The organism is Actinomadura sp. KC06, from assembly GCF_004348735.1.
In the GTDB taxonomy this organism is placed as follows: domain Bacteria; phylum Actinomycetota; class Actinomycetes; order Streptosporangiales; family Streptosporangiaceae; genus Spirillospora.
This window is the reverse complement of record NZ_SMKT01000063.1, coordinates 20076-45850: the sequence shown is the minus strand read 5'-3', so window position 1 is coordinate 45850 and position 25775 is coordinate 20076. Positions and strand designations below refer to the sequence as shown.

The 25775-nt window shown below is 72.9% G+C and carries 16 protein-coding genes; 12 read left to right on the top strand and 4 right to left on the bottom strand.

The features are described from left to right. The first annotated feature begins 6 nt into the window (after positions 1–6). The 3 genes from E1287_RS21050 to E1287_RS21040 are packed head-to-tail and all read left to right on the top strand — an operon-like array spanning position 7 to position 8806. Positions 7–6417, top strand: coding sequence for a non-ribosomal peptide synthetase (locus E1287_RS21050; protein ID WP_279505974.1), 6411 nt, complete (start codon positions 7–9; stop codon positions 6415–6417). A gap of 29 nt (positions 6418–6446) precedes the next feature. Then, positions 6447–7415 (top strand): ornithine carbamoyltransferase, encoded by a 969-nt coding sequence (locus tag E1287_RS21045; RefSeq protein ID WP_131966755.1) that lies wholly within the window; start codon positions 6447–6449, stop codon positions 7413–7415. Next, positions 7352–8806 carry an MFS transporter gene (locus tag E1287_RS21040; protein WP_131966754.1) on the top strand — a complete coding sequence of 485 codons (1455 nt, stop codon included), beginning with the start codon at positions 7352–7354 and terminating at the stop codon, positions 8804–8806. The genes E1287_RS21045 and E1287_RS21040 overlap by 64 nt, the downstream gene beginning before the upstream one ends. 35 nt (positions 8807–8841) lie before the next feature. Here E1287_RS21040 and E1287_RS21035 read toward each other — a convergent pair whose 3' ends face one another. The 3 genes from E1287_RS21035 to E1287_RS45755 form a co-directional block, all read right to left on the bottom strand. Beyond that, positions 8842–10680, bottom strand: coding sequence for an AfsR/SARP family transcriptional regulator (locus E1287_RS21035; protein ID WP_165969116.1), 1839 nt, complete (start codon positions 10678–10680; stop codon positions 8842–8844). A gap of 357 nt (positions 10681–11037) precedes the next feature. Next, complete coding sequence (locus E1287_RS45760) at positions 11038–11697, bottom strand: response regulator transcription factor (protein WP_243719272.1); 660 nt, start codon at positions 11695–11697, stop codon at positions 11038–11040. Further along, positions 11670–12956: a sensor histidine kinase gene (locus E1287_RS45755; RefSeq protein ID WP_243719270.1), complete on the bottom strand. Its 1287-nt coding sequence runs from the start codon at positions 12954–12956 to the stop codon at positions 11670–11672. Before E1287_RS45755 ends, E1287_RS45760 begins: the two co-directional genes overlap by 28 nt. Positions 12957–13124: 168 nt before the next feature. Between E1287_RS45755 and E1287_RS21025 the strand changes: the two genes are divergently transcribed. From E1287_RS21025 to E1287_RS21005, 5 genes are all read left to right on the top strand, one after another. Beyond that, a complete protein-coding gene (locus E1287_RS21025; RefSeq protein WP_131966758.1) occupies positions 13125–13883 on the top strand; it encodes an ABC transporter ATP-binding protein in 759 nt (252 codons plus the stop codon). Then, positions 13877–16375, top strand: coding sequence for an FtsX-like permease family protein (locus tag E1287_RS21020; protein WP_131966752.1), 2499 nt, complete (start codon positions 13877–13879; stop codon positions 16373–16375). The genes E1287_RS21025 and E1287_RS21020 overlap by 7 nt, the downstream gene beginning before the upstream one ends. A 56-nt stretch (positions 16376–16431) precedes the next feature. After that, positions 16432–17373 carry a TauD/TfdA family dioxygenase gene (locus E1287_RS21015; protein WP_131966751.1) on the top strand — a complete coding sequence of 314 codons (942 nt, stop codon included), beginning with the start codon at positions 16432–16434 and terminating at the stop codon, positions 17371–17373. 73 nt (positions 17374–17446) lie between these two features. Continuing rightward, positions 17447–18397 (top strand): TauD/TfdA family dioxygenase, encoded by a 951-nt coding sequence (locus E1287_RS21010; RefSeq protein WP_131966750.1) that lies wholly within the window; start codon positions 17447–17449, stop codon positions 18395–18397. Next, the gene (locus E1287_RS21005) at positions 18394–19428 is read left to right on the top strand and encodes an asparaginase domain-containing protein (RefSeq protein WP_165969114.1); all 1035 of its coding nucleotides are present in this window, start codon (positions 18394–18396) and stop codon (positions 19426–19428) included. The genes E1287_RS21010 and E1287_RS21005 overlap by 4 nt, the downstream gene beginning before the upstream one ends. Here the strand turns inward: E1287_RS21005 and E1287_RS21000 are convergent. Next, complete coding sequence (locus E1287_RS21000; protein ID WP_207934348.1) at positions 19359–20372, bottom strand: helix-turn-helix domain-containing protein; 1014 nt, start codon at positions 20370–20372, stop codon at positions 19359–19361. The two genes, E1287_RS21005 and E1287_RS21000, sit on opposite strands and share 70 nt — an antisense overlap. Before the next feature lie 104 nt (positions 20373–20476). Between E1287_RS21000 and E1287_RS20995 the strand changes: the two genes are divergently transcribed. From E1287_RS20995 to E1287_RS20980, 4 genes are all read left to right on the top strand, one after another. Next, positions 20477–21718: an MFS transporter gene (locus E1287_RS20995; protein WP_131966747.1), complete on the top strand. Its 1242-nt coding sequence runs from the start codon at positions 20477–20479 to the stop codon at positions 21716–21718. Between the two features lie 177 nt (positions 21719–21895). Further along, complete coding sequence (locus E1287_RS20990; protein WP_131966746.1) at positions 21896–23404, top strand: ABC transporter substrate-binding protein; 1509 nt, start codon at positions 21896–21898, stop codon at positions 23402–23404. Between the two features lie 12 nt (positions 23405–23416). Further along, positions 23417–24250 (top strand): isocitrate lyase/phosphoenolpyruvate mutase family protein, encoded by an 834-nt coding sequence (locus E1287_RS20985; protein ID WP_131966745.1) that lies wholly within the window; start codon positions 23417–23419, stop codon positions 24248–24250. Positions 24251–24508: 258 nt separating this feature from the next. Further along, positions 24509–25750, top strand: coding sequence for an acyl-CoA dehydrogenase family protein (locus E1287_RS20980; RefSeq protein WP_131966744.1), 1242 nt, complete (start codon positions 24509–24511; stop codon positions 25748–25750). Positions 25751–25775: the final 25 nt, after the last annotated feature.

The following is a 25775-nucleotide window of genomic DNA, read 5'->3' as shown; positions in this document are numbered from 1 at the left end:
CCGCTGGTGTGCGGCCAGCCCGTGCGCATCTTCCCGCAAGACCTGGACCTCGCTGATCTAGGCCGGGCATTGATGGAAGCGGCTCCGTTCAGCTTCCTGAAGCTGACCCCGGGCCAACTGGATGTGGTGACCGAGCGGTTGAGTGATGCTGCTGGGTTGGCGGGGTTGGTCATGGCGGCGGGTGAGCCGTTCACGCGGCGGACGTTGGAGCGGGTGCGGGAGCTGGGGTTCACCGGCCCGGTCGTCAATGAGTACGGCCCGACCGAGGCGACCGTGGGCACGTGCACCTTCCCGGTGCCGGACGATGCCGATTGGGATGTGGTGCCGATCGGGTCGCCGTTGCCGAACATGACGATGTATGTGCTGGACGGTGGGATGCGTCCGGTCCCGGTGGGTGTGGTCGGTGAGCTGTATGTCGGTGGTGTGGGGGTGGCGCGCGGGTATGCGGGCCGTCCGGAGTTGACCGCCGACCGGTTCGTCCCCGACCCGTTCGGGACCCCTGGGACGCGGCTGTACCGCACGGGTGACCTGGTGCGTCGCGCACTCGACGGGAACGTGGAGTTCGTCGGGCGGGTGGACGATCAGGTCAAGATCCGCGGCTACCGGGTCGAGCCCGGCGAGATCCGGGCCGTGCTGGCCGGGCATGAGGCGGTCGGTGACGCCGCGGTGATCGCTGAGGCCGAGCGGCTGGTGGGCTACTACACCGCCGACCACGACGTCCCGGATCTGGCCGAGTACTGCGGGCAGCGGCTGCCGGAGTACATGGTCCCGGCGGTGCTGGTCCGGCTGGAGGAGATCCCGCTCAACGCCAACGGCAAACTCGACCGATCCGCGCTCCCCGACCCGGCCGACGCCGAGGACGACCGCTTCACCGCTCCCCGGACGGTGACCGAGGCGCAGATCGCCGAAGTCTGGACCCAGGTGCTCGGCCTGGAACGCGTCGGCGTCCACGACGGGTTCTTCGAGATCGGCGGCCATTCCATCAGGGCGGTCGCGCTCGTGGGCGCGCTGCGCGCCGCCGGGTTCGACGTCGCGGTGCGGGACGTGTTCGTGCACCGCACCGTCGCCGCGCTGTCCGAGTACCTCACCGGGCGTCCCGCGCGGCCCGAGGTGGAGCGTCCGGTCGAGCCGTTCGAGCAGATCTCCGCGGCGGACCGGGCTGCGCTCCCGGACGGCGTCGCCGACGCCTACCCGATGTCGCAGGTGCAGCTCGGGATGCTGGTCGAGATGCTCGCCGACAACGAGCTGCACGCCTACCACAACGTCTCCTCGTTCCGGATCCGCGACGAGGTCCCGTTCTCGGCGGAGTCGTTCCGCCGGGCCGTCGCGGTGATGGCGGAACGCCACGAGATGCTGCGGACCTCGTTCGACCTGGACACGTTCTCGGTGCCGATGCAGCTGGTGCACGCGTCCGCCGAGATCGGCGTGTCCGCGCACGATCTGCGCGGGCAGGACACGGAGGCGGCGCTTCGCGAGTTCGTGGCGGCGGAGCGGGCGAGCCTGTTCGAGCTGGACGAGTCCTCGCTGCTGCGGATGGCCGTCCACCGGGAGAGCGACGACGCCTGGTGGCTGACGGTGACCGTGTGCCACGCGATCACCGAGGGCTGGAGCCACCGGTCGATGCTGATGGAGCTGCTGGACGTCTACCGGCGGATCCGGGACGGGGCCGAGCCGGAGCCCGTCGAGCCCCCGTCCGTCCGGTACGCCGACTTCATCGCGGCCGAGCGCCGCTCCATCGCGTCCGAGGAGGACCGGGGCTACTGGCGCGGCGTCCTCGACCGGCACGCACGGCTCGCCCTGCCCGAGGCGTGGGCGGACGACACGGGCGCACCGCGCGAAAAGTACCGCGCCGGCGTCCCGCTGCGCGACCTGGAATCCGGGTTGCGCGGCCTGGCGGCCAGGTCGCGGGCCTCCCTGAAGACCGTGCTGCTGTCGGCGCATCTGAAGGTCCTGAGCATGCTGACCGGCGAGGAGTCGTTCTTCACCGGCCTGGTCTGCAGCGCGCGGCCGGAGGCGTTGGGGGCCGACCGCGTGTACGGGATGTACCTCAACACGCTGCCGTTCGTCCACGAGCGCGGCGCCCGCACCTGGCGGGACCTGGTGGAGCGGACCTTCGCCCGCGAGGCGGAGGTCTGGCCCCACCGCCGTTTCCCCATGCCGGAGATCCAGCGGCTCGCCGGCGGCGACCGGCTCGTCGACGTCCGCTTCAGCTACCAGGACTTCCACCAGGTCGACACCGAGGTCGTGGACGTCGAGTCGAGCCAGGGCGAGGGAGCCACCGAGTTCGCGCTGGCGGTCGCCGCCGTCTCCGGATATCTCGTGCTCACCACGGACACTCGCGCGCTGAGCCGGAAGAACGCCGACCGTCTCGTGACCATGTACCGCACGGTCCTGGAGTCGATGGCCGCCGACCCCGAAGGCGACGCGCAGGCCGCCTACCTGCCCGAGGGCGAGCGCGAGCTGCTGGTGTCGGGTTGGAACCAGACGTCAGCGCCGGTGCCGCAGCTGTCGGTCCGCGAGCTGTTCGAGCAGCAGGCGTCACAGACGCCTGACGCGGCGGCGCTGGTGTGGGACGAGGGCTCGCTCACCTACGCCGAGCTGGACGCCCGCGCGAACCGGTTCGCGCGCCACCTCCAGAGCTTGGGCGTGGGTCCGGAATCGGCAGTGGCCGTGCAGTTGGACCGCGGCGCGGACCTGGTCGCCGTGTTGCTGGGCGTGTGGAAGGCGGGCGCCGCCTACGTTCCCGTCGACCCGTCGTATCCGGCCGAGCGGGTGACCGCGATGCGGGCCGATGCCCGTGCCGAACTGACGGTCTCCGCGGTGGATTGGGAAGCGCTGGCCGACCTGGACGATGGGCCGCTCGACGTAGCAGCGGACCCGGAGAGTCTGGCCTACGTCATCTTCACCTCGGGATCGACGGGCCGTCCGAAGGGTGTGCAGGTGACCCATCGGGGTCTGGTCAACCATGTGCGGTGGGCGGCCGATGAGCTGGCCTCTCGCGGTTCCGGCGGCGGGGCCCTGTTCTCCTCGGTGGCGTTCGACCTGCCGGTACCCAACCTGTGGGCGCCGCTGGTCTGCGGCCAGCCCGTCCGCATCTTCCCGCAGGACCTGGACCCCTCCGAGCTGGGCCCCGCGCTCGCCGACGCCGGCCCGTTCAGCTTCATCAAGCTCACTCCCGGCCATCTGCGGATCCTGTCCCAGCAGCTCAACACCGAGCAGGCCGGACGGCTGGCCGAGGTGGTGCTGGTCGCGGGGGAGGCGTTCGCCGGGGAGGCGGCGGGCGACGCCGCGGAGATCCTCGGTCCCGGCCGACTGATCAACGAGTACGGCCCGACCGAGGCGACCGTGGGCACCTGCGTGTTCCCCGTCGACGGGCGCGGCGGCTGGGACGTCGTGCCGATCGGGTCGCCGCTGCCGAACATGACGATGTACGTGCTGGACGGCGGCATGCGTCCGGTCCCGGTGGGCGTGGTCGGCGAACTGTACGTCGGTGGGGTCGGGGTGGCGCGCGGGTATGCGGGCCGTCCGGAGCTGACCGCCGACCGGTTCGTCCCCGACCCGTTCGGGAACCCCGGGACGCGGCTGTACCGCACAGGCGACCTGGTCCGCCGCGCACCCGACGGCAACGTGGAGTTCATCGGCCGGGTCGACGACCAGGTCAAGATCCGCGGCTACCGCGTCGAACCCGGCGAGATCCGCGCCGTGCTGGCCGGGCACGAGGAGATCCGGGACGCCGCCGTGACCACGTTCCGTCCCACCCCGGACAACACGCTCCTGGTGGGCTACTACGTCGCCGGCGACACCCTGGACGGGCTGGACGAGTACTGCGCGCAGCGGCTGCCGGAGTACATGGTCCCGGCCGCCTTCGTCCGGCTGGACGAGATCCCGCTCAACGCCAACGGCAAGCTCGACCGGTCCGCGCTGCCCGACCCGGACCGGTCGGCGATGGGCGCCGGGCACGCGTTCGTCGCGCCGCGCACCAAGACCGAGCGGATCCTCGCCGACATCTGGTCCCGGGTGCTGAACGTCCCGCAGGTCGGGGTGCACGACAAGTTCCTCGACCTCGGCGGGCACTCGATCCTGATGATCCAGGTGCTGGCGGCCGCGCGCCGCGCCGGGCTCACCGTGTCGGTGTGGCGGATGTACCAGCACGAGACGCTGGAAGACCTGGCCGCCGCCATCGACCAGGACACCGCCGCCGCCGAGCCCGCGCCGACGGTGCCGCTCACCCCGTTCCAGCGGACGCTGCTGGATCGCGCGTCGGCCCAGGGGAACGGGCACGCCCATGAGGCGCACCTCACGCTGGACCACGCCGTCCACCCCGAAGTTCTCGACCGGGCGCTGCGCACGGTGATCGGCCACCACGACGCGCTCCGGCTCCGCCTGGACGCCGAAACAGGCACGGCGCGCGTGGCGACCGTCGAAGAGGCGATGGACGGCGCAGTGCTGAGCGCCGAGGCCGATGGGCACCGGATCGCCCTGCGCGTCGATCCGCTGCTGGCCGACGAGGCGTCCGTCGCGATCGTCGCGGCCGACCTGGAGACCGCCGTCCGGGCGCTGGCCGCGGGGGAGACGCCGGAGCTGCCCGCCGCGGAGTCCTTCGCGGAGTGGGCGCGCCGGCTGGCCGAGCAGGCCGGGTCCGAGGAGATCGAGGCCCAGGCCCACCTGTGGCTCAACCGGGCACCGGCCGCGCCGCTCCCGCTGAGCGGCGACGGGGTGGGTGAACGCGGCTCGGTCGAGGTCGAGCTGCCGCCCGACCTCACCGCCGCGCTTCCCGGTGACGGCGCGACGGACGTCCTGCTGACGGCGCTCGGGCTCGTGCTCACCCGCTGGGCGGGCGGCGACCGGGTGCTGATCGACGTGGAGGACGGCGGCCGGTCCGGTCTCGGCCGCGCCGTGGGCCTCTTCGCGCACCGCCACCCGCTGCAGCTCTGGCTGCCGTCGAAACGCGAACCCGCCTCGGTGCTCAGGTCCGTCCGGGGCCAGCTCGGCGCGATCCCGGACCAGGGCATCGCGTACGGACTTCTCCGCCTCGATCCCGGTGGCGACATCGCCGCCGAACTGGCCGCTCTGCCCGAGCCCCAGGTCGGATTGCGGGCCGTCGCCCGCGACACCCGGCCGGTGCAGCACGGCTCCCCGGCACGCCCGCGTCCGCTGGAGATCGACGCGGGCGTCCGCGCCGGACGGCTCCGGGTCCGCTGGACCTACCCGGCCCGCGACCTGGACGAGGTCGCGGCCACCCGGCTCGCCGTGGAGCATCTGACCAGGGTCGCCGAACTCGTCGAACGTCCAGCGACGGCCCCCTCCGCCAGGCCCCGGCGCGCCGCGGCCGAGCCGGTGCCCGGCCTGCTGGCCACCATGCGGGACGAGCACGTGCCGGGCGTCAGCATCGCGATCCTCCGCGACGGCGAGCCCGCCGAACTGCACGCGCACGGCGTCCTCGCCGCGGGCGGGACGGACCCGGTCACCCCGGACACGCTCTTCCAGGCCGGGTCCATCAGCAAGCACGTGACCGCCCTCGGGGCGCTCACCCTGGTCGAACAGGGCCGCCTAGACCTCGACGAGGACGTCAACAGCTACCTGACGTCCTGGCGGGTGCCCGGCGCCGAGGACGGCGCCGCGCCGCCCGTGATCACCGTGCGGCACCTGCTGGGCAACACCTCGGGGCTGAGCCTCGCCCCCAACAAGGGCTACCGGCGCGACGAGCCCGTCCCGGCGCTGCTCGACCTGCTGTGCGGGCGGCCGCCGGTGACCACGCCGCCGGTCCGCGCGGCGGGCACGCCCGGCGCCGTGTACCGCAAGGCCAACGTCAACTGGTCGGTGCTCCAGCAGGTGATGGAGGACGTCACCGGGCTGCCCTTCACCGAGCTGATGGACACGCTGGTGCTCGGCCCGCTGGGCATGGACGCCAGCAGCTACCACCAGCGCTTCCCGGAGACGTCCGGCCGGTCCGTGGCGGTGGGGCACGCGCCCGACGGCACGCCGATCGAGGGCGGCTGGCGGGTCCGGCTGGAGGTGGCGGCGGCGGGGCTGTGGACCACCGCCGAGGACCTGACGAAGATCGCCCGGGAGATCCGCCGGGCGCACCGCGGCGAGGAGTCCGCGCTCATCCGCACGGAGCTGGCGCGCCAGATGCTGGTGCCGCACCCGGGCGCCTTCTACGGCCTCGGCTCCATCGTCGACGACACCGGCGCGGACCTGGAGTTCGGCCACGGCGGCGAGCCGATCGGCTACTGGAACATGTCGATCAGCCGCGTCACCGGCGGCACCGGCTTCGTCGCGCTCACCAACGGCGAGTCCGGCGGCGCCGTGGTGCGCCTGCTGGTGGCCGCGCTCGGCCGCCGGGACGGGGACTTCGGCCGCGGCCGCCTGGCCGACGACTGGCGGGCGGGCCGCACCGCCTCCGACCCGGCCTGACCCCCCGACCAGCAGAGGAGACAAGCGTCGTGCGACACCTCATCTCGATCAACGACCTGACCGACGCCGACCTGCGCTCGATCGTCGCGCGCGGAACCCGGTTCGCCGCCCGCGAGCACGCCCCGCCCCCTGCCCTGGCGGGCCAGGTGGCGGGGATCTACTTCCGCAAGACGTCCACCCGGACCCGCACCGCGTTCTCCAGCGGCGCGCTCCGCCTCGGCGCGCAGATCGTCACGTTCGGGCCGGACGACCTGCAGACCAACACCGGCGAGACGGCGGCGGACACCGGCCGGGTCTTCGCCCGGATGCTCGACGTGCTCGTCGCCCGGACGGCCGGCGACCCGGCGGAGATGCGGGCCTGGGCCCACGGCCAGGACCGGATGGCCGTCGTCAACGCGATGAGCGCCGACGAGCACCCGACCCAGGCGCTCGCCGACCTGGTGACGCTGAACGGCCGGTTCGGCCGGATCGAGGGCCTGAAGATCCTCTACGTGGGGGAGGGCAACAACACGGCGGCCGCGCTGGCGCTGGCGCTCAGCCGGTTCGAGGGCGTCCGCCTGGAGCTGCGCACCCCGCCCGGCTACGGCCTCGCCGCCGCGATCCGGGAGCGGGCCCTCCGGCAGGCCGCGGACACCGGCGCGGCGGTCGCCGAGCACCACCACATGGACGACCTGCCCGGCGACTCCGACGTCGTCTACACCACCAGGTGGGAGACGACGGGGACCGCCAAGCCCGACCCGGACTGGCGGACGGTCTTCACCCCGTTCCGCGTCACCGCCGGCCTGTGGGAGCGCAGCCCCAAGGCCGTCTTCATGCACGACCTGCCCGCGCACCGCGGCGACGAGGTCACCGCCGAGGTCCTGGACGGGCCGATGAGCATCGCCTTCGACCAGGCCGAGAACAAGATGCACAGCGCGATGGCGGCGCTGGAGTGGTGCCGCCACGGCACCGCGCCTACCGACGGCACCGCATCGAGGGGCGGTTCGCCGGGACGATGAGCACCGTGCGGCGGCCCCCGGCGACCGCCGGCCCCCCGGATGGGCCGCGCCCGCCGGACGTCCCGCGCTCGGCGGACGTCCCGGAGGACCTCCCGCCGGACGTCCCGCCGCCGCTCCGCCGCAACCGCGACTTCCTGCTGCTGTGGAGCGGGGCGGCCGCCTCGCTGCTCGGCACCCGGGTCAGCGCGATCACCTACCCGCTGCTCGTCGTGTTCCTGACCGGCTCGGGGACGGCCGCGGGCCTGGTCGGCTTCGCCGCGCTCCTGCCCAACCTCCTCGTCCAGCTTCCGGCCGGCGCCCTGGTGGACCGCTGGAACCGCAAATGGCTGATGACCGCCTGCAACGGCGGCGCCGTGCTCGCGGTCGGGAGCGTGGCGCTCGCGCTGGCCTTCGGCCGGCTGTGGCTGCCGCACCTGGTCGTCGCGGCCTTCGTCGAGTCGTCGCTGACCATCTTCTACAAGCACGCCGAACGCGGCGCGGTGCGCAACCTCGTCGCCCCGTCCCAGCTCTCGGCGGCGCTGGCGCAGAACGAGGCGCGCGGCCGCGGCGCCGGGCTCCTGGGGCAGCCGCTCGGAACCGCGATCTACGGGCTCGCGCACTGGTGGCCGACGACGTTCACCGCCCTCAGCCACCTGTTCGGCCTGTGCGGGATGCTGTTCATCAGGAAGGACCTCCAGCGCCCGTCCCGGCGGCGCCCGAAGGGCATCATCGGACCGATCCGGCAGGGCCTCGCGTGGGTGTGGCGCCAGCGGTTCCTGCGCGCCGTGATGGTGGTCGTCGCGGGCAGCAACCTGCTGTTCCAGGGCATCAGCCTCGCCCTCGCGTACCTGGTCGAGCACGACGAGGACCTGACGAAGACCGCCTTCGCGGTGATCCTGGTCGCCCGCGGCATTGGCGGCGTGCTCGGCGCGGCCACGGGGCCGCTGTGGATGCGGCTGATGACCATGCGGGCCATCGTCATCTGGGGGAACATCGCGTGGGCGGTGCTGCTGCCGCTGGTCGCGGTGGTGCGGGACCCGGTGGCGCTCGGCGCGATCTTCATCGCGGTCTCGGTCATCTCCGGCACGTTCAACGTGGTCGGCGGGGTCTACCTCGTCCGGACGACCCCGGACCGCATGCAGGGCCGCGCGAGCAGCGTCATGGACCTGCTCGGCTCCGGGCTCAGCGCCCTCGGCCCTCTGGTGACCGGCATCGCGCTCGACGCGTGGGGCGCGACCCACACGGTGCTCGGGCTGGGCGCGGCCATGATCTGCCTGGCGCTCGCCACCGTGATCAGCCCCGCGATCCGGTCCGTGCCGCACCGGGTGGGCGACATCCCCCTCGCCGAGGACGACGACCCGCCCACCGCCGGGGACGGGAGGCCGTCCGTCCCTCCGGCGGGAGGCGGGTAGAGGCGGGTACCGGGGCGGACGCCGCAAGCGGTGGTTCAGCAGCGGGCGGTGAGGGGCTCCCCGTCGGCGCCGATGATGTCGTCGAGGGTCCGGCCGGTGGCCTGCTCGCGGGCGAACAGCCGGAACAGCTCGTGGAACCGGTAGCGGAAATGGCCCGTCTTCGCGCAGGCGCTGACCTGGAGCATGCGCGCGTCCAGGAGCGTCTCCAGGATCTCCTCGCTCTCGGCCTCGGAGAGCGAGAGGACCCGCGACGCCGCCGGCGCGGTGAAGTCCGGGTCGTCGAGCAGGCCGAGCAGCGCGAAGGTGTCGCGGGCCTGCCCGTCGAGCTCAAGGAAACCGCTCTCGATCCGGGTCCGTACGTCGAGCGAGCCGTGCCGCAGCACGTCGAGCCGGGAGCGGGACCATTCCAGCCGCCGGACCATCGTCTCCAGCGGCCAGTGGGGCTTGGTGCAGAGCCGTGTCCCGGCGACGCGCAGCGCGAGCGGCAGCCCGCCGCACAGTGCGGCGATCCGCTGCGCGGCCTCCGGCTCCGCGGCGACCCGCTCGTCGCCCACGATCCTCGTCAGCATGGCCAGCGAGCCCTCGTCGTCCAGGGTCTCCAGCCGGACGGTGCGGGCGCCGACGCCGGACGCGACGTCCCGGCGTGCGGTGAAGAGGGTCCGGCAGTCCTGTCCGCTGGGCAGCAGCGGGCGGAGCATCGCCTCGTTCTCCGCGTGGTCGAGCACGACGAGCACGCGGCGGTCGGCGGTGAGGGTGCGGTACAGCCGGACGCGCTCGCCGAACTCGGCGGGGATCTCCTTGTCGGTCATGCCGAGGGCGCGCAGGAACGACAGCACCACGGTCCCCGGGGCGAGCGGCGCGCCGTCGGCCGGGGCCAGGTCGGCGTACAGCTGCCCGTCCGGGAAGTGGTCCCTGGCGGCGTGGGCGGCCCGGAGCGCGAGCGCGCTCTTGCCGACGCCGGGCATCCCGGAGATCTCGACCGCGGCCGGGGCCGCGACGTCGCGCGCGGTCAGCGCCGCGACGACCTCGGACAGCTCGGCGGCGCGGCCGGCGAAGTCGATGACGTTGGGCGGCAGCAGCCGGGGCCGCAGCGTATGCCGCTCCACGCCGCGCACCGGCTCGATCCCGGGGGTGTGGTCGAGCGCGGGGGCGTTGGCCAGGATGGCCAGGTGCGTGTCGGTCAGCGTCGCGCCCGGGTCCACGCCGAGCTCCTCGGCCAGCAGCCGGCGGCCCGCGTGGAAGACCGTGAGCGCGTCGGCCTGCCGCCCGGCCCGGTACAGCGCGACCATGAGCTGCGCGCGCAGCCGCTCGCGCAGCGGGTACTCGGCGACGAGACCGGTCAGCTCGGGGATCACCTGGAGCTGCTCGCCCAGCGCCAGCCGGGCCTCCACCCGGTCCTCGATGGCGGTCATCCGGGCCTCTTCAAGGCGCGGTAATTCGGCCTCGGCGAGGAATTCGCTGACATTGGCGAGAGCCGGGCCTCGCCAAAGGGAAAGCGCCTGCCTGAAATGTTCGCTGGCGCTGCGGAATTGCCGGTTCTTCAGGTCCAGCTGACCGGCGCGGGCGAGCCGCTGGAATATTTCGTGATCTAGGACCGCACGCCCGATGCTCATCATGTAGCCAGGCGGTTTGCGCACGATGCTGACCTCGCCGCCGAGGTACTTGCGCAGCCGGGAGACATAAGTATAGATCTGGGAGCTGGCGGTGGCGGGCGGGTTCTCCCCCCATAGCAGCCCGCTGAGCCGGTAGTCCGGGAGGATGTGGTCGCGCGATAGCAGCAGCGCGGCGAGAACTGTTTTCTGTTTGGCGCCGTCCAGTGAAATGCGCTCGCCGTTCAGGCGCGCTTCAATGGACCCGAGAATGAAGATTTCCATGGTCTGGCTTTCCCCCGTGTGAGCTGGACCAGCAAGATCTATATAGGACATTCCCCGTCTGTCGTTTAAGGGAGCGATCTAAGCCCGCCGGGCCTTGATCATGATGACTCCGCAGTGGGACAGATGTCAACCAAACAGGACAATCTGGAAATTTGCCGGTTCACCTGGCGTTCAGGCGGGCGCCGTGCGGCTCCGTCCAGCAGATATAGGCTGCGTATAGACGTCTGGCCGACAATCGCTTGACCGGAACGGTTGCGGCTTGTCAGCGCTTATCGTGGCTCTCGCGGGGCGCATGGCCGTTAGTGGTCAGCCCGCAGCCGCGCGGATACGCGGGGTCAGCGGCGCGGGTGGGCGGGGTCAGCGGCGCAGGTACGTGAGCACCGCGAGCACCCGGCGATGATCATCCTCGGTGCGCGGCAGCTCCAGCTTGATGAGGATGTTCCCGATGTGCTTGGCCACCGCCGCCTCCGACACCGTCAGCGCCCGGGCGATCCCGGCGTTGGTGCGTCCCTCCGCCATCAGGGCCAGCACCTCCCGCTCGCGGCCGGTCAGCGGGGCCAGCGGGTCGTGCCGGCGGCGCAGCAGGTGCCGGACCACCTCCGGGTCGACGACCGTGCCACCGGCGGCCACCTGCTCCAGGGCGCCGCGGAACTCGTCGATGTCGCCGACCCGGTCCTTGAGCAGGTAGCCGACGCCGCGCCCGCCGACCGAGTCGAAGAGCTCGGCCGCGTAGGCGTGCTGGACGTACTGGCTGAGCACCATGACCGCCAGCCCCGGCTGGGACGAGCGCAGCTCCACCGCGGCGCGCAGCCCCTCGTCGGAGAAGTCGGGCGGCATCCGCACGTCCGTCAGCACCAGGTCGGGCGCGTGCTCGGAGACCGCGGCGATCAGCTCGTCCGCGTCGCCGACGGCGGCGGCCACCTCGTGGCCGAACCTGGCGAGCAGGCCGACCAGGCCCTCGCGCAGCAGCACGCCGTCCTCGGCGACGACTAGGCGGAGCGGTCGATCGGGCCGCACGGCACCTCCAGGCGGACGAGGGTGGGCCCGCCGGGCGGGCTGTACAGGTCGAGTGTGCCGCCCACGACGGAGATCCGGTCGACCAGCCCGGCCAGCCCGGTGCCCCGCGCCGCCGCCGCGCCGCCGACCCCGTCGTCGCCGATCTCCACCGTGACGCGGTCGCCGTCCCGTCCGGCGGTCACCCAGGCCGTGGTCGCGGCGCTGTGCTTCGCGACGTTCGCCAGCGCCTCGCAGACCGCGAAGTAGAGCGCGCTCTCCACCGGCTCGGGAAGGCGTCCGAGCAGGTCGAGCTCGGCCTTGACCGGGACGGGGGAGCGGCCGGCGAGCTCGTCGACCGCGGCGGGCAGCCCCCGGTCGGTGAGCAGCTTGGGGTGGATGCCGCGGATCAGCTCGCGCAGCTCGTCGAGCGCGAGCCTGGCCTCCGCGTGCGCCTTGTCGACCAGCTCGCCGGTCTCCCGCCCGGTGGTCGTGCGGGCGAGCCCCAGCGTCATGGTCAGCGCGACCAGCCGCTGCTGGGCGCCGTCGTGCAGGTCCCGCTCGATCCGGCGCCGCTCGGCCTCGAAGGCGTCGACGAGCCGCGCCCGCGACCGGGTCAGCTCGTCGACCCGCTCGGTCAGCTCCGGCTCGCGCGGCGCCACCAGCAGCAGCCGGGTGAGCGCGCCTCGCGCCGCCGCGACCACCGTCACCAGATACATCCCCACCAGCAGCGAGAGGACCCCGAGCGGCAGTATCACCCAAGCCTGCCAGGCGCTGGTGAGCGTCCAGGTCTTGAGCAGCCTCAGCTCGCCGTCCGGGTCCGCCGCCATGATCGCCGGGGCGGTCAGCAGCGCCGCGGGCACCGCCAGCCCGGTCACCAGGGCCGCCAGCTCCACCGGCCACAGCACGGCCGCCGACAGCAGCGTGAACGCCAGGTCCCGCCAGGTGGCCTGCTCGCGGTAGCGGGTCCGCAGCCACGGCCAGAAGCCGGGACGCTCGGGGTCGCGGTGCGGGCCGGGCGCGGGCTCCAGGTCGACCAGCCGCAGCCGCCGCCGCTCCGCCGCCGCGACCGGCAGCCCGCATAACCCCAGCGCCAGCAGCAGCGGCACGCCCACGAGGACGATGCCCAGCACGATCCCGAGCGTGAGCGCCGTGCTCAGCAGGACGAGCTCCAGCGCGCCGGCCAGCGTCCCGGTGAGCAGGTACGCCGTCGCCCGCCACGGCCAGGCGGTGACCAGGAACCCCCGGTCGGTCAGCGCCTGCCAGGCCGTGCGTGATCGCATGCCACGACCGTACTCGCCCGGCCCGCCGCAGCCCATGACGGCAGTACTACCGCCGGGGTAGTGCCAGTGCTACCCCAAAGAGTCGAAGCAGTGCCAGTGCGCTCGACGGCGCCGGCGCGGTTGGCTTGCGGCATGAACAAGACGGGGACGGACAGTGGCGCCGAGACGATGCCGGCGACCGGCCAGGCGGTGCCCGGTGCGGCGGTGCGCCTGACGGCCGTGACCAGGACGTACGGGTCGGGCGAGGGCAAGGTGACGGCGCTCGCCGGGGTGACGCTGGAGTTCACCGCCGGCACCTTCACCGCGATCATGGGCCCGTCCGGCTCGGGCAAGTCGACGCTGCTGCAGTGCGCCGCCGGGCTCGACCGTCCCGACGAGGGACGCGTCGACCTGGCCGGGACCGACCTGACCGGCCTCGGCGAGACACGGCTGACGCTCCTGCGCCGCGACCGGATCGGGTTCGTCTTCCAGTCGTTCAACCTGATGCCGTCCCTCACCGCCGAACAGAACGTGGGGCTGCCGCTGCACCTGGCCGGGCGCCGTCCCAAGAAGAGCGAGATCGCCGCAGTGCTCCAGGACGTGGGGCTCGCCGACCGGGCCGGGCACAGGCCGAGCCAGCTGTCGGGCGGCCAGCAGCAGCGGGTCGCGATAGCGCGGGCGCTGGTGACACGGCCCGCCGTGCTGTTCGCCGACGAGCCGACGGGCGCGCTGGACAGCTCCACCTCGCGCGACGTCCTGATCATGCTGCGCAGCCTCGTCGACCAGCGCGGCCAGACGATCGTCATGGTGACGCACGACCCCGTCGCCGCCTCCTACGCCGACCGCGTGGTGTTCCTCGCGGACGGCGGCCTGGTGGGCGAGATGGAGCAGCCGACCGCCGAGGCGGTCGCGGCGCAGATGACCCGTCTGGAGTCGGCGCCGTGCTGAGGATCGCGCTGCTGACCGTCCGCGCCCGCTGGATCGCGTTCGCCGGGTCCTTCCTCACCCTCACCCTCGGCGTCGCCCTGGTCGCCACGATGGGGCTGGCCCTCGCCGCCGCATACGGCACCGAGACGGCGTCCTCCGCCGAGGAGGGATCGGTCCGGTACGGCGCCGCGCCCGCGGTGGTCCGGGCGCCGGACAGCGTGCGCGTGGCCGTCGGGGACGAGACCGAGAGCCGCGAGCTCGAAGCGCCGCGCGGGCTGGACCCCGCCGTCGCGGCGAAGGCCGCCGCGCTCGGCGGTGCCGTCGAGGACCGCGTCTTCTACGCCCAGCCGGCGTCCCGCGACGCCGGCGGGCCCCGGGTCACCATCGGCCGTCCGTGGTCGGTGGCCCCGTACGCCCCGTACCGGCTGGTCGCGGGCAGAGCTCCCGCCGCGCCCGACGAGGTCGCCTCCCCCGTGGGCGGGCCTCGTCCGGGCGCGGCGGTCCCCGTCCTCACCGCACGCGGCCCGGCGGTGTACAGGGTCGTCGGAGTGGTCGATCCGGGGGAGGCGGAACCGGCGATCCTGTTCACCGACGCCGCGGCCGCCCGGCTCTCGCCGCGCGTCGACGCCGTGATCAGCCGGGCGCCGGCGGCGGAGCTGCGCGCCGCGGTCGACGGCTCCGCCGTGGTCCTCACCGGGGACCGGGCCCGGACGGCCGGGGCCGGACTCGGCGGCGGCGGCAAGAGCACCGAACAGGACACGCTGGACGGGACCAAGATCATGCTGGGCACGGCGGGCGGGATCTGCGGTTTCGTCGCCGTCTTCGTCGTCGCGTCCACCTTCTCCCTCGCGGTCGCCCAGCGGCGCCGGGAGCTGGCGCTGCTGCGCGCGGTCGGCGCGACGCCCCGCCAGGTGCGGCGGATGCTGTTCGCCGAGGCGTTCGTCGTCGGCGTGATCGCCGCCGCGCTCGGCTGCGCCCTCGGACCGGTCTGCGCCCCGGCGCTGGGCGGCTGGCTGGTCGACCGGGAGCTGGCGCCCGCGTCCTACACGGTGCCGGCGACGGCCTGGCCGCTGGCCGTGGCGTTCGCGATGGGCCTCACGGTCTCCCTGCTCGGGGTCTGGGCGGCGTCCCGCCGCGCCGGCCGGATCCGCCCGGCCGAGGCGCTGCGCGACGCGGCGCTGGAGACCAAGGCCATGACCGCCGGGCGCTGGGTGCTGGGCGCCGGCGGGACGGTCGCGGGCCTGTGGATGCTGGCCTCCGTGCTCGGCGACCCAGGCGGCGCGACCAGCCGCAAGCAGTACATCCCGGTGACGATGCTGCTGATCGCCGGGTTCGCGATGCTCGCCCCGATCATCGTCCCGCCGCTGGCCCGGCTGGTCACCTTGCCGCTGCGCCTGCTGCGGGGCGCGGGGGCGATGATCGTCCGGGAGAACGCGCTGACCGCCGCCCGCAGGACCGCCTCGACCGCCGCGCCGGTGCTGGTCACCGTCGGCCTGGGGCTCTCCCTGCTCGGCGCCACCGCCAGCATCGACGGCGCGGAGCAGGCGGAGCTGCGCGACCAGCACCGGGCCGACTTCATCGTGACCCCCGCCGGGACGCCCGGGCTCAACCAGGCCGTCGTCGACCGGGTCGAGGCCGTACCCGGGGTGGACACCGTGGTCCGGACGCCGACCGTCCTGTTCGCCCTGGAGGACGGCGAGGCCCTGGTGAAGTACCCGGCGCAGGCGGTGACGCCGCGGGCGCTCGGCGAGGTCGCCGAGCTGCCGCTGGTGTCGGGCGACCCCGCCCGGCTGGCGGACGACTCGATCATCGTCTCGCGGGAATGGGGCCGCGAGCCCGGCGAGCGGATCGACGTGTGGCTGGCCGACGGGACCAGGACGTCGCTGACGGTGGCCGCAGTCCTGGAGACGGGCACCGGCGACCACAGCGTGTTCGTCACCCCGCGCAACGCCGGTACCGCCATGCCGGAGTCGATCGACGTGAAGCTGCGTCCGGGCACCGACGCCGCGGCCGCGCTGGCGGCCCTGCGCGCGGCCACCGACCGGCTCGGGGCGCGGCCCGCCGCCGTCCCGGACTGGATCGGCGCGGCCGCGTCCGACAGCGGGCGGCAGAGCCGGCTCGGCATGTACGTCGTCCTCGGCGTCGCCCTGCTCTACTGCGCCATCGCGATCGCCAACACCCTGGTGATGGCGACCGCCGACCGGGCCCGGGACCAGGCCGTCCTGCGCCTGTCCGGCGCCACCCGCCGCCAGGTCCTGGGCGTGGTGGCGGCCGAGTCCCTGCTCGTGGTCGGCGTCGGCGCGGTCCTCGCCCTGCTCGTGTCGGCGCTGAGCATGGGCGGGGTGGTGGCCGGGCTCCTCGGCCTCTCCGGACGCCTCACGGTCGTGGTGCCGTGGTCGCCGGTGGGCGGGATCGTGGCCGCCTGCGTCGTCATCGCGCTGCTGGCGTCGGTCCTGCCGGCCCGGGCGGCGATGCGGACGCGCGCCACCGAGGCCCTGGGAACCAACGAATGAACCCCGTGACGGTGCGCGTACAGAATCCGTATAGATCGCGGCGGCAGGGTACGCGCATGGACGACGAGCACGGCTGGACGCCCCTGGAGATTCGGCCCGGCGACATCGGAGCCTCGGCAGACGCCGACGGACTCCTCGCCTACCTTGCCGACCGGCAGCTGATCGGCGACCTCCTGGTCAAGGAGAAAGCGCTGGTCTTCCGCGGGTTCGGCGTCGCCCGCGACCGGCTCGAACCGGTCATGGACGGCGTCCTGCCCAACCGGCTGGCCTATGTGCACGGGAACTCGCCGCGGACCAAGGTCGGGGACAACGTCTACACGTCCACCGAGTACCCCGCGGAGATGACGATCTCCATGCACAACGAGCTGTCCTACTCCTCCCGGTGGCCGGCGCGGCTGATGTTCTACTGCGAGATCGCCGCCGAGACCGGCGGCGCCACCCCGGTCGTCGACGGGACGCGGTGGCTCGGCGCGCTGGACGAGGAGGTGCGGGACGCCTTCGCGGGAGGGGTCCGCTACACCCAGAACCTGCACGACGGCTACGGGCTCGGCAAGAGCTGGCAGGACACCTTCGAAACCGAGGACCGCGACCGGGTGGAGGAGTACCTGGCGGACATGGAGGCCACCTGGGAGTGGCGCCCCGACGGGGCGCTGCGGGTGAGCCAGATCCGGCCCGCCACGATCCGGCATCCGGTGACCGGCGACGAGGTCTGGTTCAACCAGGCCGACCAGTGGCACCCGGCCGCCCTGGGCGACGAGACCGCCGCCGCGCTGGCCGACGTGCTGCCGGAGGAGGACCTGCCGCAGTCGGTCTCCTACGCCGACGGCGGCCCCATCCCGGCCGAGCACGTCCTTCAGGTCCGCGACCGCGGGCTGGCCGAGGCCGTCGACGTCGACTGGGTCGCCGGCGACGTGCTGCTGATCGACAACGTGCTGGTGGGGCACGGCCGCCGCCCGTTCACCGGGAGCCGGCGCGTGCTGGTCGCGATGACCGACTGAGTCGCGGTGACCGGCCGAGTCGCGGTGACCGGCTGAAGTCGCGATGAACGACTGAACGAGCGGCGGAGGGATCATGACGAGTGCGGCGCAGGCTAGCCGCGTGCTGCCCCGCGTCATCGAGCGCGCGGACGGCGACGCGGACCTGTTCGGCCTGCTGGAGCGCGACCGCGCGGAGATCCGGCGGCGGCTCGCCGACGACGGGGCCGTGCTGCTGCGCGGCTTCGCGGTGGGCGGCGTCGACGGGTTCGACCGGGTGGTCCGGACGGTGTCGGGCGCGTCGCCGCTGGCCTACGCCGAGCGGTCGTCCCCGCGCAGCACGATCAAGGGCCGGGTCTACACCTCGACCGACTACCCGGCGGACGAGGAGATCTTCCTGCACAACGAGAACTCCTACCAGTCGGTCTGGCCGCGGACGCTGTACTTCTACTGCATCGAGCCGCCCGCCGCGCAGGGCGCGACGCCGCTGGCGGACGTCCGGGAGGTGTACCGGCGCATCGACCCGTCCGTGCGGGAGGAGTTCGAGCGGCGCCGGTGGATGGTGGTCCGCAACTTCCACGAGGACTTCGGGACGTACTGGTGCGACGCGTTCGGCACCGCCGACCGGGACGCCGTGACCGCCTACTGCCGGGAGCGCGACATCGAGATCGAGTGGCGCGGGGCGGACGGCCTGCGCACCCGGGCCGTGCGGGACGCCGTGCACGTCCATCCGGTGTCCGGCGAACGCGTGTGGTTCAACCACGCCACGTTCTTCCACATCACCACCCGGGACCCGGACGTGGCCGAGGGGCTCCTGGAGGCCTTCGGCGAGGACGAGCTTCCGTCCAACACCTACTACGGCGACGGCGGCCGCATCCCGGACGACGTCGTCGCGCACCTGCGCGACTGCTACCGGGCCGCCTCCGTGCGGTACGACTGGCGGCGCGACGACGTGCTGGTGGTCGACAACATGCTGGCGGCGCACGGCCGCGAGCCGTTCAGCGGCCGCCGGAAGATCGCGGTGGCGATGGCGGAGCCCTCCGCGTGACGGACGCCGCGCGGGTGGCCGTGGTCGGCGCCCGCGGCACCATCGCGGGCGTCGCGGCGACCAGGGTGAGCTTCCACCGGTACGAGTCGGGGCTGCTGTCCGCCGCCGAGATGGCGGACGCGCTCCGTCCGGAGCTGGACGAGGTCGCCGAGGTGACGGCGGCCGACTTCGCGGGTGACCACCACACCGTCGCCGGCCTGTGCGCCCTCACCCGCACGGTCGAGCGGACGCCCGCCGACGCCGTCGTGGTGACGACCGGCACGAACGAGCTGGCGGAGCTGGCCTACTGGCTCCACCTGACGCTGTCCCGCGCCAGGCCGGTGGTGGTCACCGGCGCCCTGCGCCCCTGGACCGTCATCGGCTCGGACGGCCCGGCGAACCTCTACAACGCGGTCCTCCTGGCGGCGAGCGGCCGGACCCGGCCCCACGGCGTCGTGGTCATGCTCAACGACGAGATCCTCGCGGCCCGGGACGCCGTCAAGAGCGACACCGTGCGCACCCACGCGTTCCAGTCCCCGGGAGCGGGCCGCCTGGGCACGATCGACGCCGCCCGGATCAGGCTCCAGCGCGTCCCCGTCCCGGACGACCGCTGGACGCCGTTCGAGACGAGCCCGGAAGAGATCCCCAAGGTGGAGATCGTGCCCGGCTACCTGGACGCCGGCCCCGAGACCCTGCTGGCCGTCGCGAACACGGGCGCCGCCGGGATCGTCCTGTCGGGCCCGCTGTCCCCCCGGCAGAAGCGCGCCGCGCGCACCCTGGCCGGCAACGGCCTGACCTTCGTGGCGGCCCCGCACACGAACACGGGAGCGGCCTACCCCCAGGAGGACGCGGTCATAGGAACCGACCTCCACCCACCCAAGGCGCGCCTCCTCCTAATGCTCACCCTGACCTGCGCAAAGACCCCGGCCGAAGCCAAACAGATCTTCACCCGCGAATCCCCTCTCCCCGTCCCTGGCGAGGATTACGCGCCCAGGACCTCGGGGGAGGGGGTGAGCTTGTCGAGACCCGTCGCGCGGAATGTGGTGCGGTAGGCGCTGGGGGCCACGCCCAGTGTCGCGCTCATCTGCTGGCGGAGCGCCGCGCCGGTGCCGAAGCCCGAGTGGCGGGCCACCTGGTCGATGGCCAGGTCCGTGGTCTCCAGCAGGTGCCGGGCCCGCTCGACGCGCTGCTGGATGATCCACTTTCGCGGGCTGAGGCCGGTCTCCTGGCGGAACCGGCGGGTGAACGTGCGGATGCTCATCCGGGCCTGCGCGGCCAGGGCGTGCAGGTCGAGCGGCTCGTGCAGGTGCTCCAGCGCCCACGCGCGGGCCGCGGCGGTGGAGGTGTCGGTCGCCTCCGGGATCGGGCGGACGATGTACTGCGACTGGCCGCCCGGCCGCCACGGCGGGACGACGCAGCGCCGCGCGGTCATGTTCGCGATCCCGCTGCCGTGGTCGTCCCGGACGACCTGCAGGCACAGGTCGACGCCCGCGCCGACGCCCGCCGAGGTGAGCAGGTCGCCGTCGTCGACGAACAGCACGTCGGGGTCGAGGTCGACGTGCGGGAACAGCCGGCGGAAATTGTCGGCGTGCGCCCAGTGGGTGGTCGCGCGGCGGCCGTCCAGCAGGCCGGCCGCGGCGAGGACGAACGCGCCCGTGCAGACCGACAGGATCCGCGCGCCCCGATGCGCCGCCGCCCGCAGGGCGAGCCGCACCGGTTCGTCGATCGTGCCGTCCCCCAGCACCCGCGCGCCGTAGTGCACGCCCGCCACGAGGATCGTGTCGGCCTCCGCCAGCAGCTCCAGGCCGTGCTCGGACGTGACGGTCAGCCCCGCCGAGCTGCGCACCGGACGGCCGCCGGGGGTGCAGATCCGCACCTGGTAGAGCCGCCGGTCCTGCTCGTCGCGGGCCGAGGGGAAGACCTGCGTCGGCGTGCCGAGGTCGAACGCGACCACCTCGTCGAGCGCGAGCACGGCGATCTGGTGAAGCCGGTACATGGCCCAATTCTTGCACATGATGGCCAAAGAGCCACTTCCCGGAACCGTGCCGCTTTGAGCACTCTTACCGAGTGACTCACAACAAACAACTCATATGGCCGTGGATGATCGCGGGAATCGGTTTCGCCGCGCTCGTCGGCGCGGCCGGGTTCCGGTCGACCCCCGGCGCGTTGGTGGAACCGCTGCAGGACGAATTCGGCTGGTCGACCGGCACCATCGGCTTCGCCATGTCGGTCAACCTCGCTTTGTACGGGGTCACCGCGCCATTCGCCACCGCCCTGATGGAACGGTTCGGTGTACGCAAGGTGACCGCCGGTGCGATGGCGCTGATCGCGCTGGGCAGCGGATTAACGGTGTACATGACGGCCGCCTGGCAGCTCGTCCTGCTCTGGGGCGTGATGGTGGGCCTGGGCGCCGGTTCGATCTCGCTGGGGTTCGTGGCCACGATCGGCACCCGGTGGTTCGTCAAGCGCCAGGGCCTCGTCACCGGCGTCCTCTCGGCGGGCGGCGCGACCGGTTCGCTGATCTTCCTGCCACTGGTGACGGCGTTGAGCGAGTCGGACGGCGGGTGGCGGAGCGCCGCCGTGGTGGTGTCCCTGGTCGCGGCCGCCGCGGTGCCGATGGTGCTGCTCTTCTTCCGCGAGCATCCCGCCGACGTCGGGATCCCGCCTTTCGGCGCCAAGGAGATCGTGCCCCCGCCGCCCGTCACGGGCAGCGCCGCGCGGCACGCCATCGACCGGTTGAAGAGCGCCGCCCGCACCCAGCCGTTCTGGTTCCTCGCGGTGAGCTTCTTCATCTGCGGCGCCACCACCAACGGCATCGTGTTCACCCATTTCATCCCCGCCGCCCATGACCACGGCATGCACCGGGTCACCGCCGCGGGCCTGCTCGCCGTGATCGGCATCTTCGACCTCGTCGGCACCGTCCTGTCCGGCTGGCTCAGCGACCACGTCAACCCGCGGGTCCTGCTGGCGATCTACTACGTGCTGCGCGGCGTCTCGCTGCTCCTCCTGCCGCAGGTGTTCGACGAGAAGGTCACCGGGTTCATGATCGTGTTCGTCGTCTTCTACGGGCTGGACTTCATCGCCACCGTGCCACCGACGATCATCCTGTGCCGGGAGCATTTCGGGATGTCCGCGCCGGTCGTGTTCGGCTGGGTCTTCGCCGCGCACCAGATCGGCGCCGCCTGCGCGTCCACCCTGGCCGGCATGGCCCGCGACAGCTTCGGCGACTACGCGCCCGCCTGGTACACGGCCGGCGCGCTCAGCATCGGCGCGGCGCTCCTCTCCATGGCGATCAGGCGTGCTCCGGCCGAGGAGGAGACCAAGACCCTCACCCCCGCCTGACCTCGTGGACGCCGGACGCGTGCCGGCGCGGCGGGCCGATGAGTTTGATCTGTTGATTGATCTGGTTCCCGGAGATGGCAGCCAATCCGATGTTTTGTTGAACTCTGATCGGCGCTGACGCCCGGCGTCCGCGCGAGTTCCGACGTCATCGACCAGACGAGGTTTCGAGGGGGAAGTGTGCGCCCATCCATCATCAGCTACCACGGCACCGAGCCGGAGAACGCGCTGATACCCGGCCACACGACCGAGTCCGGCGGGGTCAAGGTGATCGCCGCCCTGTTCCGCGGGCTGGTCTCGTACGACCCGGTCGACGCCCATCCGCGGAACGCGGTCGCGGAATCGATCGAGACCGCCGACTCCGCGGTCTTCACCATCAGGCTGAAGCCCGGCTGGACGTTCCACGACGGCACGCCCGTCACGGCGAGCAGCTTCGTCGACGCGTGGAACTTCACCGCACACGGCCCGAACAAGATGCAGGCGGCCAGCTTCCTCTCGCACATCGAGGGCTTCGACGAGGTGAACGCCCCCGACTCCACGGTCGGGGAGCTGTCCGGTCTGAAGGTCATCGATGACCGCACTTTCGCGGTGACGCTGTCGGCGCCGTTCTCCGAGTTCCCCGTCACGCTCGGCTGCAGCGCGTTCTTCCCGCTGCCGGAGGCGTTCTTCAAGGACCGGGAGGCGTTCGAGGCGCACCCGATCGGCAACGGCGCGTTCAGGTTCGTCTCCCGGGAGCGCGAGAAGAACATCCTGCTCGAGCGCTACGACGCGTACGCCGGGGACGACATGCCCAGCATCGGCGGCGTCGACTTCCGGATCTACGCCGACCTCGGGGACGCCTACCACGACGTGATCGCGGACAAGCTCGACTACCTGGACGTCACGCCGTTCTGGGCGCTGGAAGGCGACCGGTACCTGCGGGACCTCCCGGGCCGCACCCACGACCGGACCTACCTCGGCATCCAGACCATCTCGTTCCCGCTCTACGACCCGCGCTACGCCGACCCGCGGGTGCGGCGGGCGATCTCCATGGCGATCGACCGGGTCAAGCTGATCGACAAGATCTTCCAGGGCCACCAGGTGCCGGCGGACGGCCTCGTCCCGCCGGCCATCTCCGGGCGCGCCGAGGACCAGGGCGGCGAGCTGTGCACCTACTCCCCGGCGCGGGCCAGGGAGCTGTTCGAGGCGGCCGGGTTCGAGGGCGACATCGAGCTGACGTCCAACGTCGACTCGCCGAACCAGCCCTGGATGGAGGAGGTCTGCGCCTCGGTCACCGAGACGTTCGGCGTGCCGTGCCGCTTCGTGCCGATCCCGACGCTCGGGGAGTTCCGCCGCAAGCTGAACGCCCGCGAGATGACCGCCGTGTTCCGCTCCGGCTGGGTCGCGGACTACCCGTCCATCGAGAACTTCCTGAGCCCGATGTACCGGACCGGCGCGTCCGACAACGTCGGCGGCTACAGCAACCCCGAGGTCGACGCGCTGCTCTCCGCCGCGGACAGCGCACCGACCAGGGAACAGGGCTGGGCTCTCTACCAGCAGGCGGAGCGGGCGATCCTGCAGGACATGCCGACGATCCCGATCTGGTACCAGAGCACGCTGTCGGCCTGGTCGACGCGGCTGCGGGACGTCCAGCCCAACCCGTTCCGCGAGCTCGACCTCTACAGCGTCACCGTGGCGGAAACACAATAGGGAGGAAACGGCGTGGACAGTGAAGTTCAGCAGGCCAGGGCGGCAGCGCTGCGCGAGCTGCACGGCAGCGGAGTGCTCGTGCTGCCCAACGCGTGGGACGCGGGCAGCGCCGCGCTCATCGCCGGGGCGGGCGCCAAGGCGATCGCCACGACCAGCGGCGGGGTGTCGTGGTCGCTCGGCCGGCCGGACGGGCACGGCCTGACCCGCGACGAGATGGTCGAGGCGGTCCGGCGGATCGCCGCGGCGGTCGACGTCCCGGTGACCGCGGACGTCGAGGGCGGCTACGGCCCGGCCCCCGAGGACGTCGCCGCGACGGTGGCCGGGATCGTCGAGGCGGGCGCTGTCGGGGTGAACATCGAGGACTCCAGGGCGCCCGGCGGCCCGCTCTTCGACGCCGCCGAACAGGGCGCGCGGCTGCGCGCCGCCCGGGACGCGGCGGTGAAGGCCGGCCTGCCGGACCTGGTGATCAACGTGCGCACCGACGTCTTCCTGTTCGGCATCGGGAAGGAGGCGGGCCGGCTGGACGACGTCATCGCGCGTACCGGCGTCTACGCCGAGGCGGGCGCGGACTGCCTGTTCGTGCCGGGCCTGATCGACCTCGACGCGCTGGGCAGGCTGGTGAAGGCGTCGCCGCTGCCGGTGAACGTGATGGCCTGGCCGGGCGCGCCCACGGTCGCAGAGTTCGAGGCCGCGGGCGTGCGCCGGGTCAGCCTCGGCACCGCGCTGAGCCAGGCGGCCTACACCGTCGCGCAGCGCGCGGCGGCCGAACTGCTCGGCAAGGGCACCTACACCGAGCTGGAGGGGGCGCTGGACTTCGGCAGCATCAACAGCGCCGTCACCCGCTGACGTAATTCTCCGGCGGTTTCGCCAAACAAACAAACCAACGGGCTCGGGCATCGCCGGATAGGCCCGTACCGCGTCATTCGACCGGCGGTCACGCATTCGCGTGGCCGCCGGTTTTGTTTGTTTGTTCTGTGTAATTCGCACTTGATTGTTCGTTGCGGTCAATGCTTCCGGTCAAATATCCCGCTGGCTTGAATGACGAGCGGGCGGTGATCGCCGCCGCCCCCCAGCAATCGCGTTCACGATCGAGGGAGCGAGCTGATGGCCACTGCACCCAGCCGTCCGGGCGCCGCCGAGGCCCCGGCCCCGGCGCCGCCGCGAACGGGCGAGGACATCCTCCGCCGCGTCCGGGCGATCGTCCCCGAGTTACAGGCGCGCTCGGCGGAGATCGAGCGCGAGCGCAGGCTGCCGATGGACGTCGTCGAGCTGCTGCGCGGCACCGGCGTGTTCCGGATGGGGTTCGCGCACGAGTGGGGCGGCCCCGAGCTGAGCTCGATCGAGCAGACCGAGATCATCGAGGCGATCTCCTACGGCGACCCGGCGGCCGGCTGGTGCGCGATGATCGGCTCCGACACCGGCCTGTACGCGGCGTTCCTGGACGAGCCCGTGGCCAAGGAGATGTTCCCGAGCCTCGACCTGATCACCGCGGGGCTGCTGTTCCCGACCGGGCACGCCGAGATCGTGCCGGGCGGGTACCGGCTCTCCGGCCGCTGGCAGTTCGGCAGCGGCGTCACCCACGCCGACTGGGTGATCTCCGGCGCGTTCATCTACCGCGACGGCGCGCCGGAGCCCGGCCCGGACGGCGACCCGCACGACTCCAAGCTGATGATGGTGCCGCGCGAGGACGTCGAGGTCATCGACACCTGGTACACCACGGGGCTGGCCGGCAGCGGCAGCTGCGACTACACGATCACCGACGTGTTCGTGCCGGCCGAGCGGACGCTGACGTTCGACACCGTCCGCAACGGCGAGGGCCCGCTGGCCCAGCCCGAGGTGCACATGCGCAACATGCCGGGGGTGCCGCTGGGCATCGCTCGGGCCGCGCTCGACCACGTCCGCGAGCTCGTCACGGCGCGGAAGAAGGGGGACGACTACCGCACCCAGGTCACCGTCGCCGACTGCGAGGCCGACCTCGTCGCCAGCCGCCACGGCGTGTACGGGGCGATGCGGCGCCAGCACGAGCTCCTCGCCGCCGGGGGGACGCTCGACGACCTGACCCCGGAGGAGCGGGCCGCGCTGCCGCTCTCGCGCAGGCACGCGTTCCGCACCGCGCGGTCGATCGTCACCCGGCTGTACGACCTGCTGCAGACCAGCTCCATCTACCAGCCGTCCCCGATGGACCGCTGGCTTCGCGACACCCACACGATGTGCCAGCACGTCGTGGCCCAGGACCGCATCCTGCAGTCGGCGGGGGCGTACCTGCTGGACGCGAAGCCCCAGTTCCCGCTGTGCCTCGGCATCACCGCCGCGAAGCCCGCCGGCGCCGTCCGGCCGGCGTCGTGACCCGCTCCAGGTGAGCCGATCTGAC

Coding starts and splice junctions, on each gene's coding strand:
- E1287_RS20995 (WP_131966747.1), top strand. CDS start 20,477: ATGATCGCGGGAATCGGTTTCGCCGCGCTCGTCGGCGCGGCCGGGTTC.
- E1287_RS21010 (WP_131966750.1), top strand. CDS start 17,447: ATGACGAGTGCGGCGCAGGCTAGCCGCGTGCTGCCCCGCGTCATCGAG.
- E1287_RS21015 (WP_131966751.1), top strand. CDS start 16,432: ATGGACGACGAGCACGGCTGGACGCCCCTGGAGATTCGGCCCGGCGAC.
- E1287_RS45755 (WP_243719270.1), bottom strand. CDS start 12,956: ATGCGATCACGCACGGCCTGGCAGGCGCTGACCGACCGGGGGTTCCTG.
- E1287_RS20980 (WP_131966744.1), top strand. CDS start 24,509: ATGGCCACTGCACCCAGCCGTCCGGGCGCCGCCGAGGCCCCGGCCCCG.
- E1287_RS21025 (WP_131966758.1), top strand. CDS start 13,125: ATGCCGGCGACCGGCCAGGCGGTGCCCGGTGCGGCGGTGCGCCTGACG.
- E1287_RS21035 (WP_165969116.1), bottom strand. CDS start 10,680: ATGGAAATCTTCATTCTCGGGTCCATTGAAGCGCGCCTGAACGGCGAG.
- E1287_RS21000 (WP_207934348.1), bottom strand. CDS start 20,372: ATGTACCGGCTTCACCAGATCGCCGTGCTCGCGCTCGACGAGGTGGTC.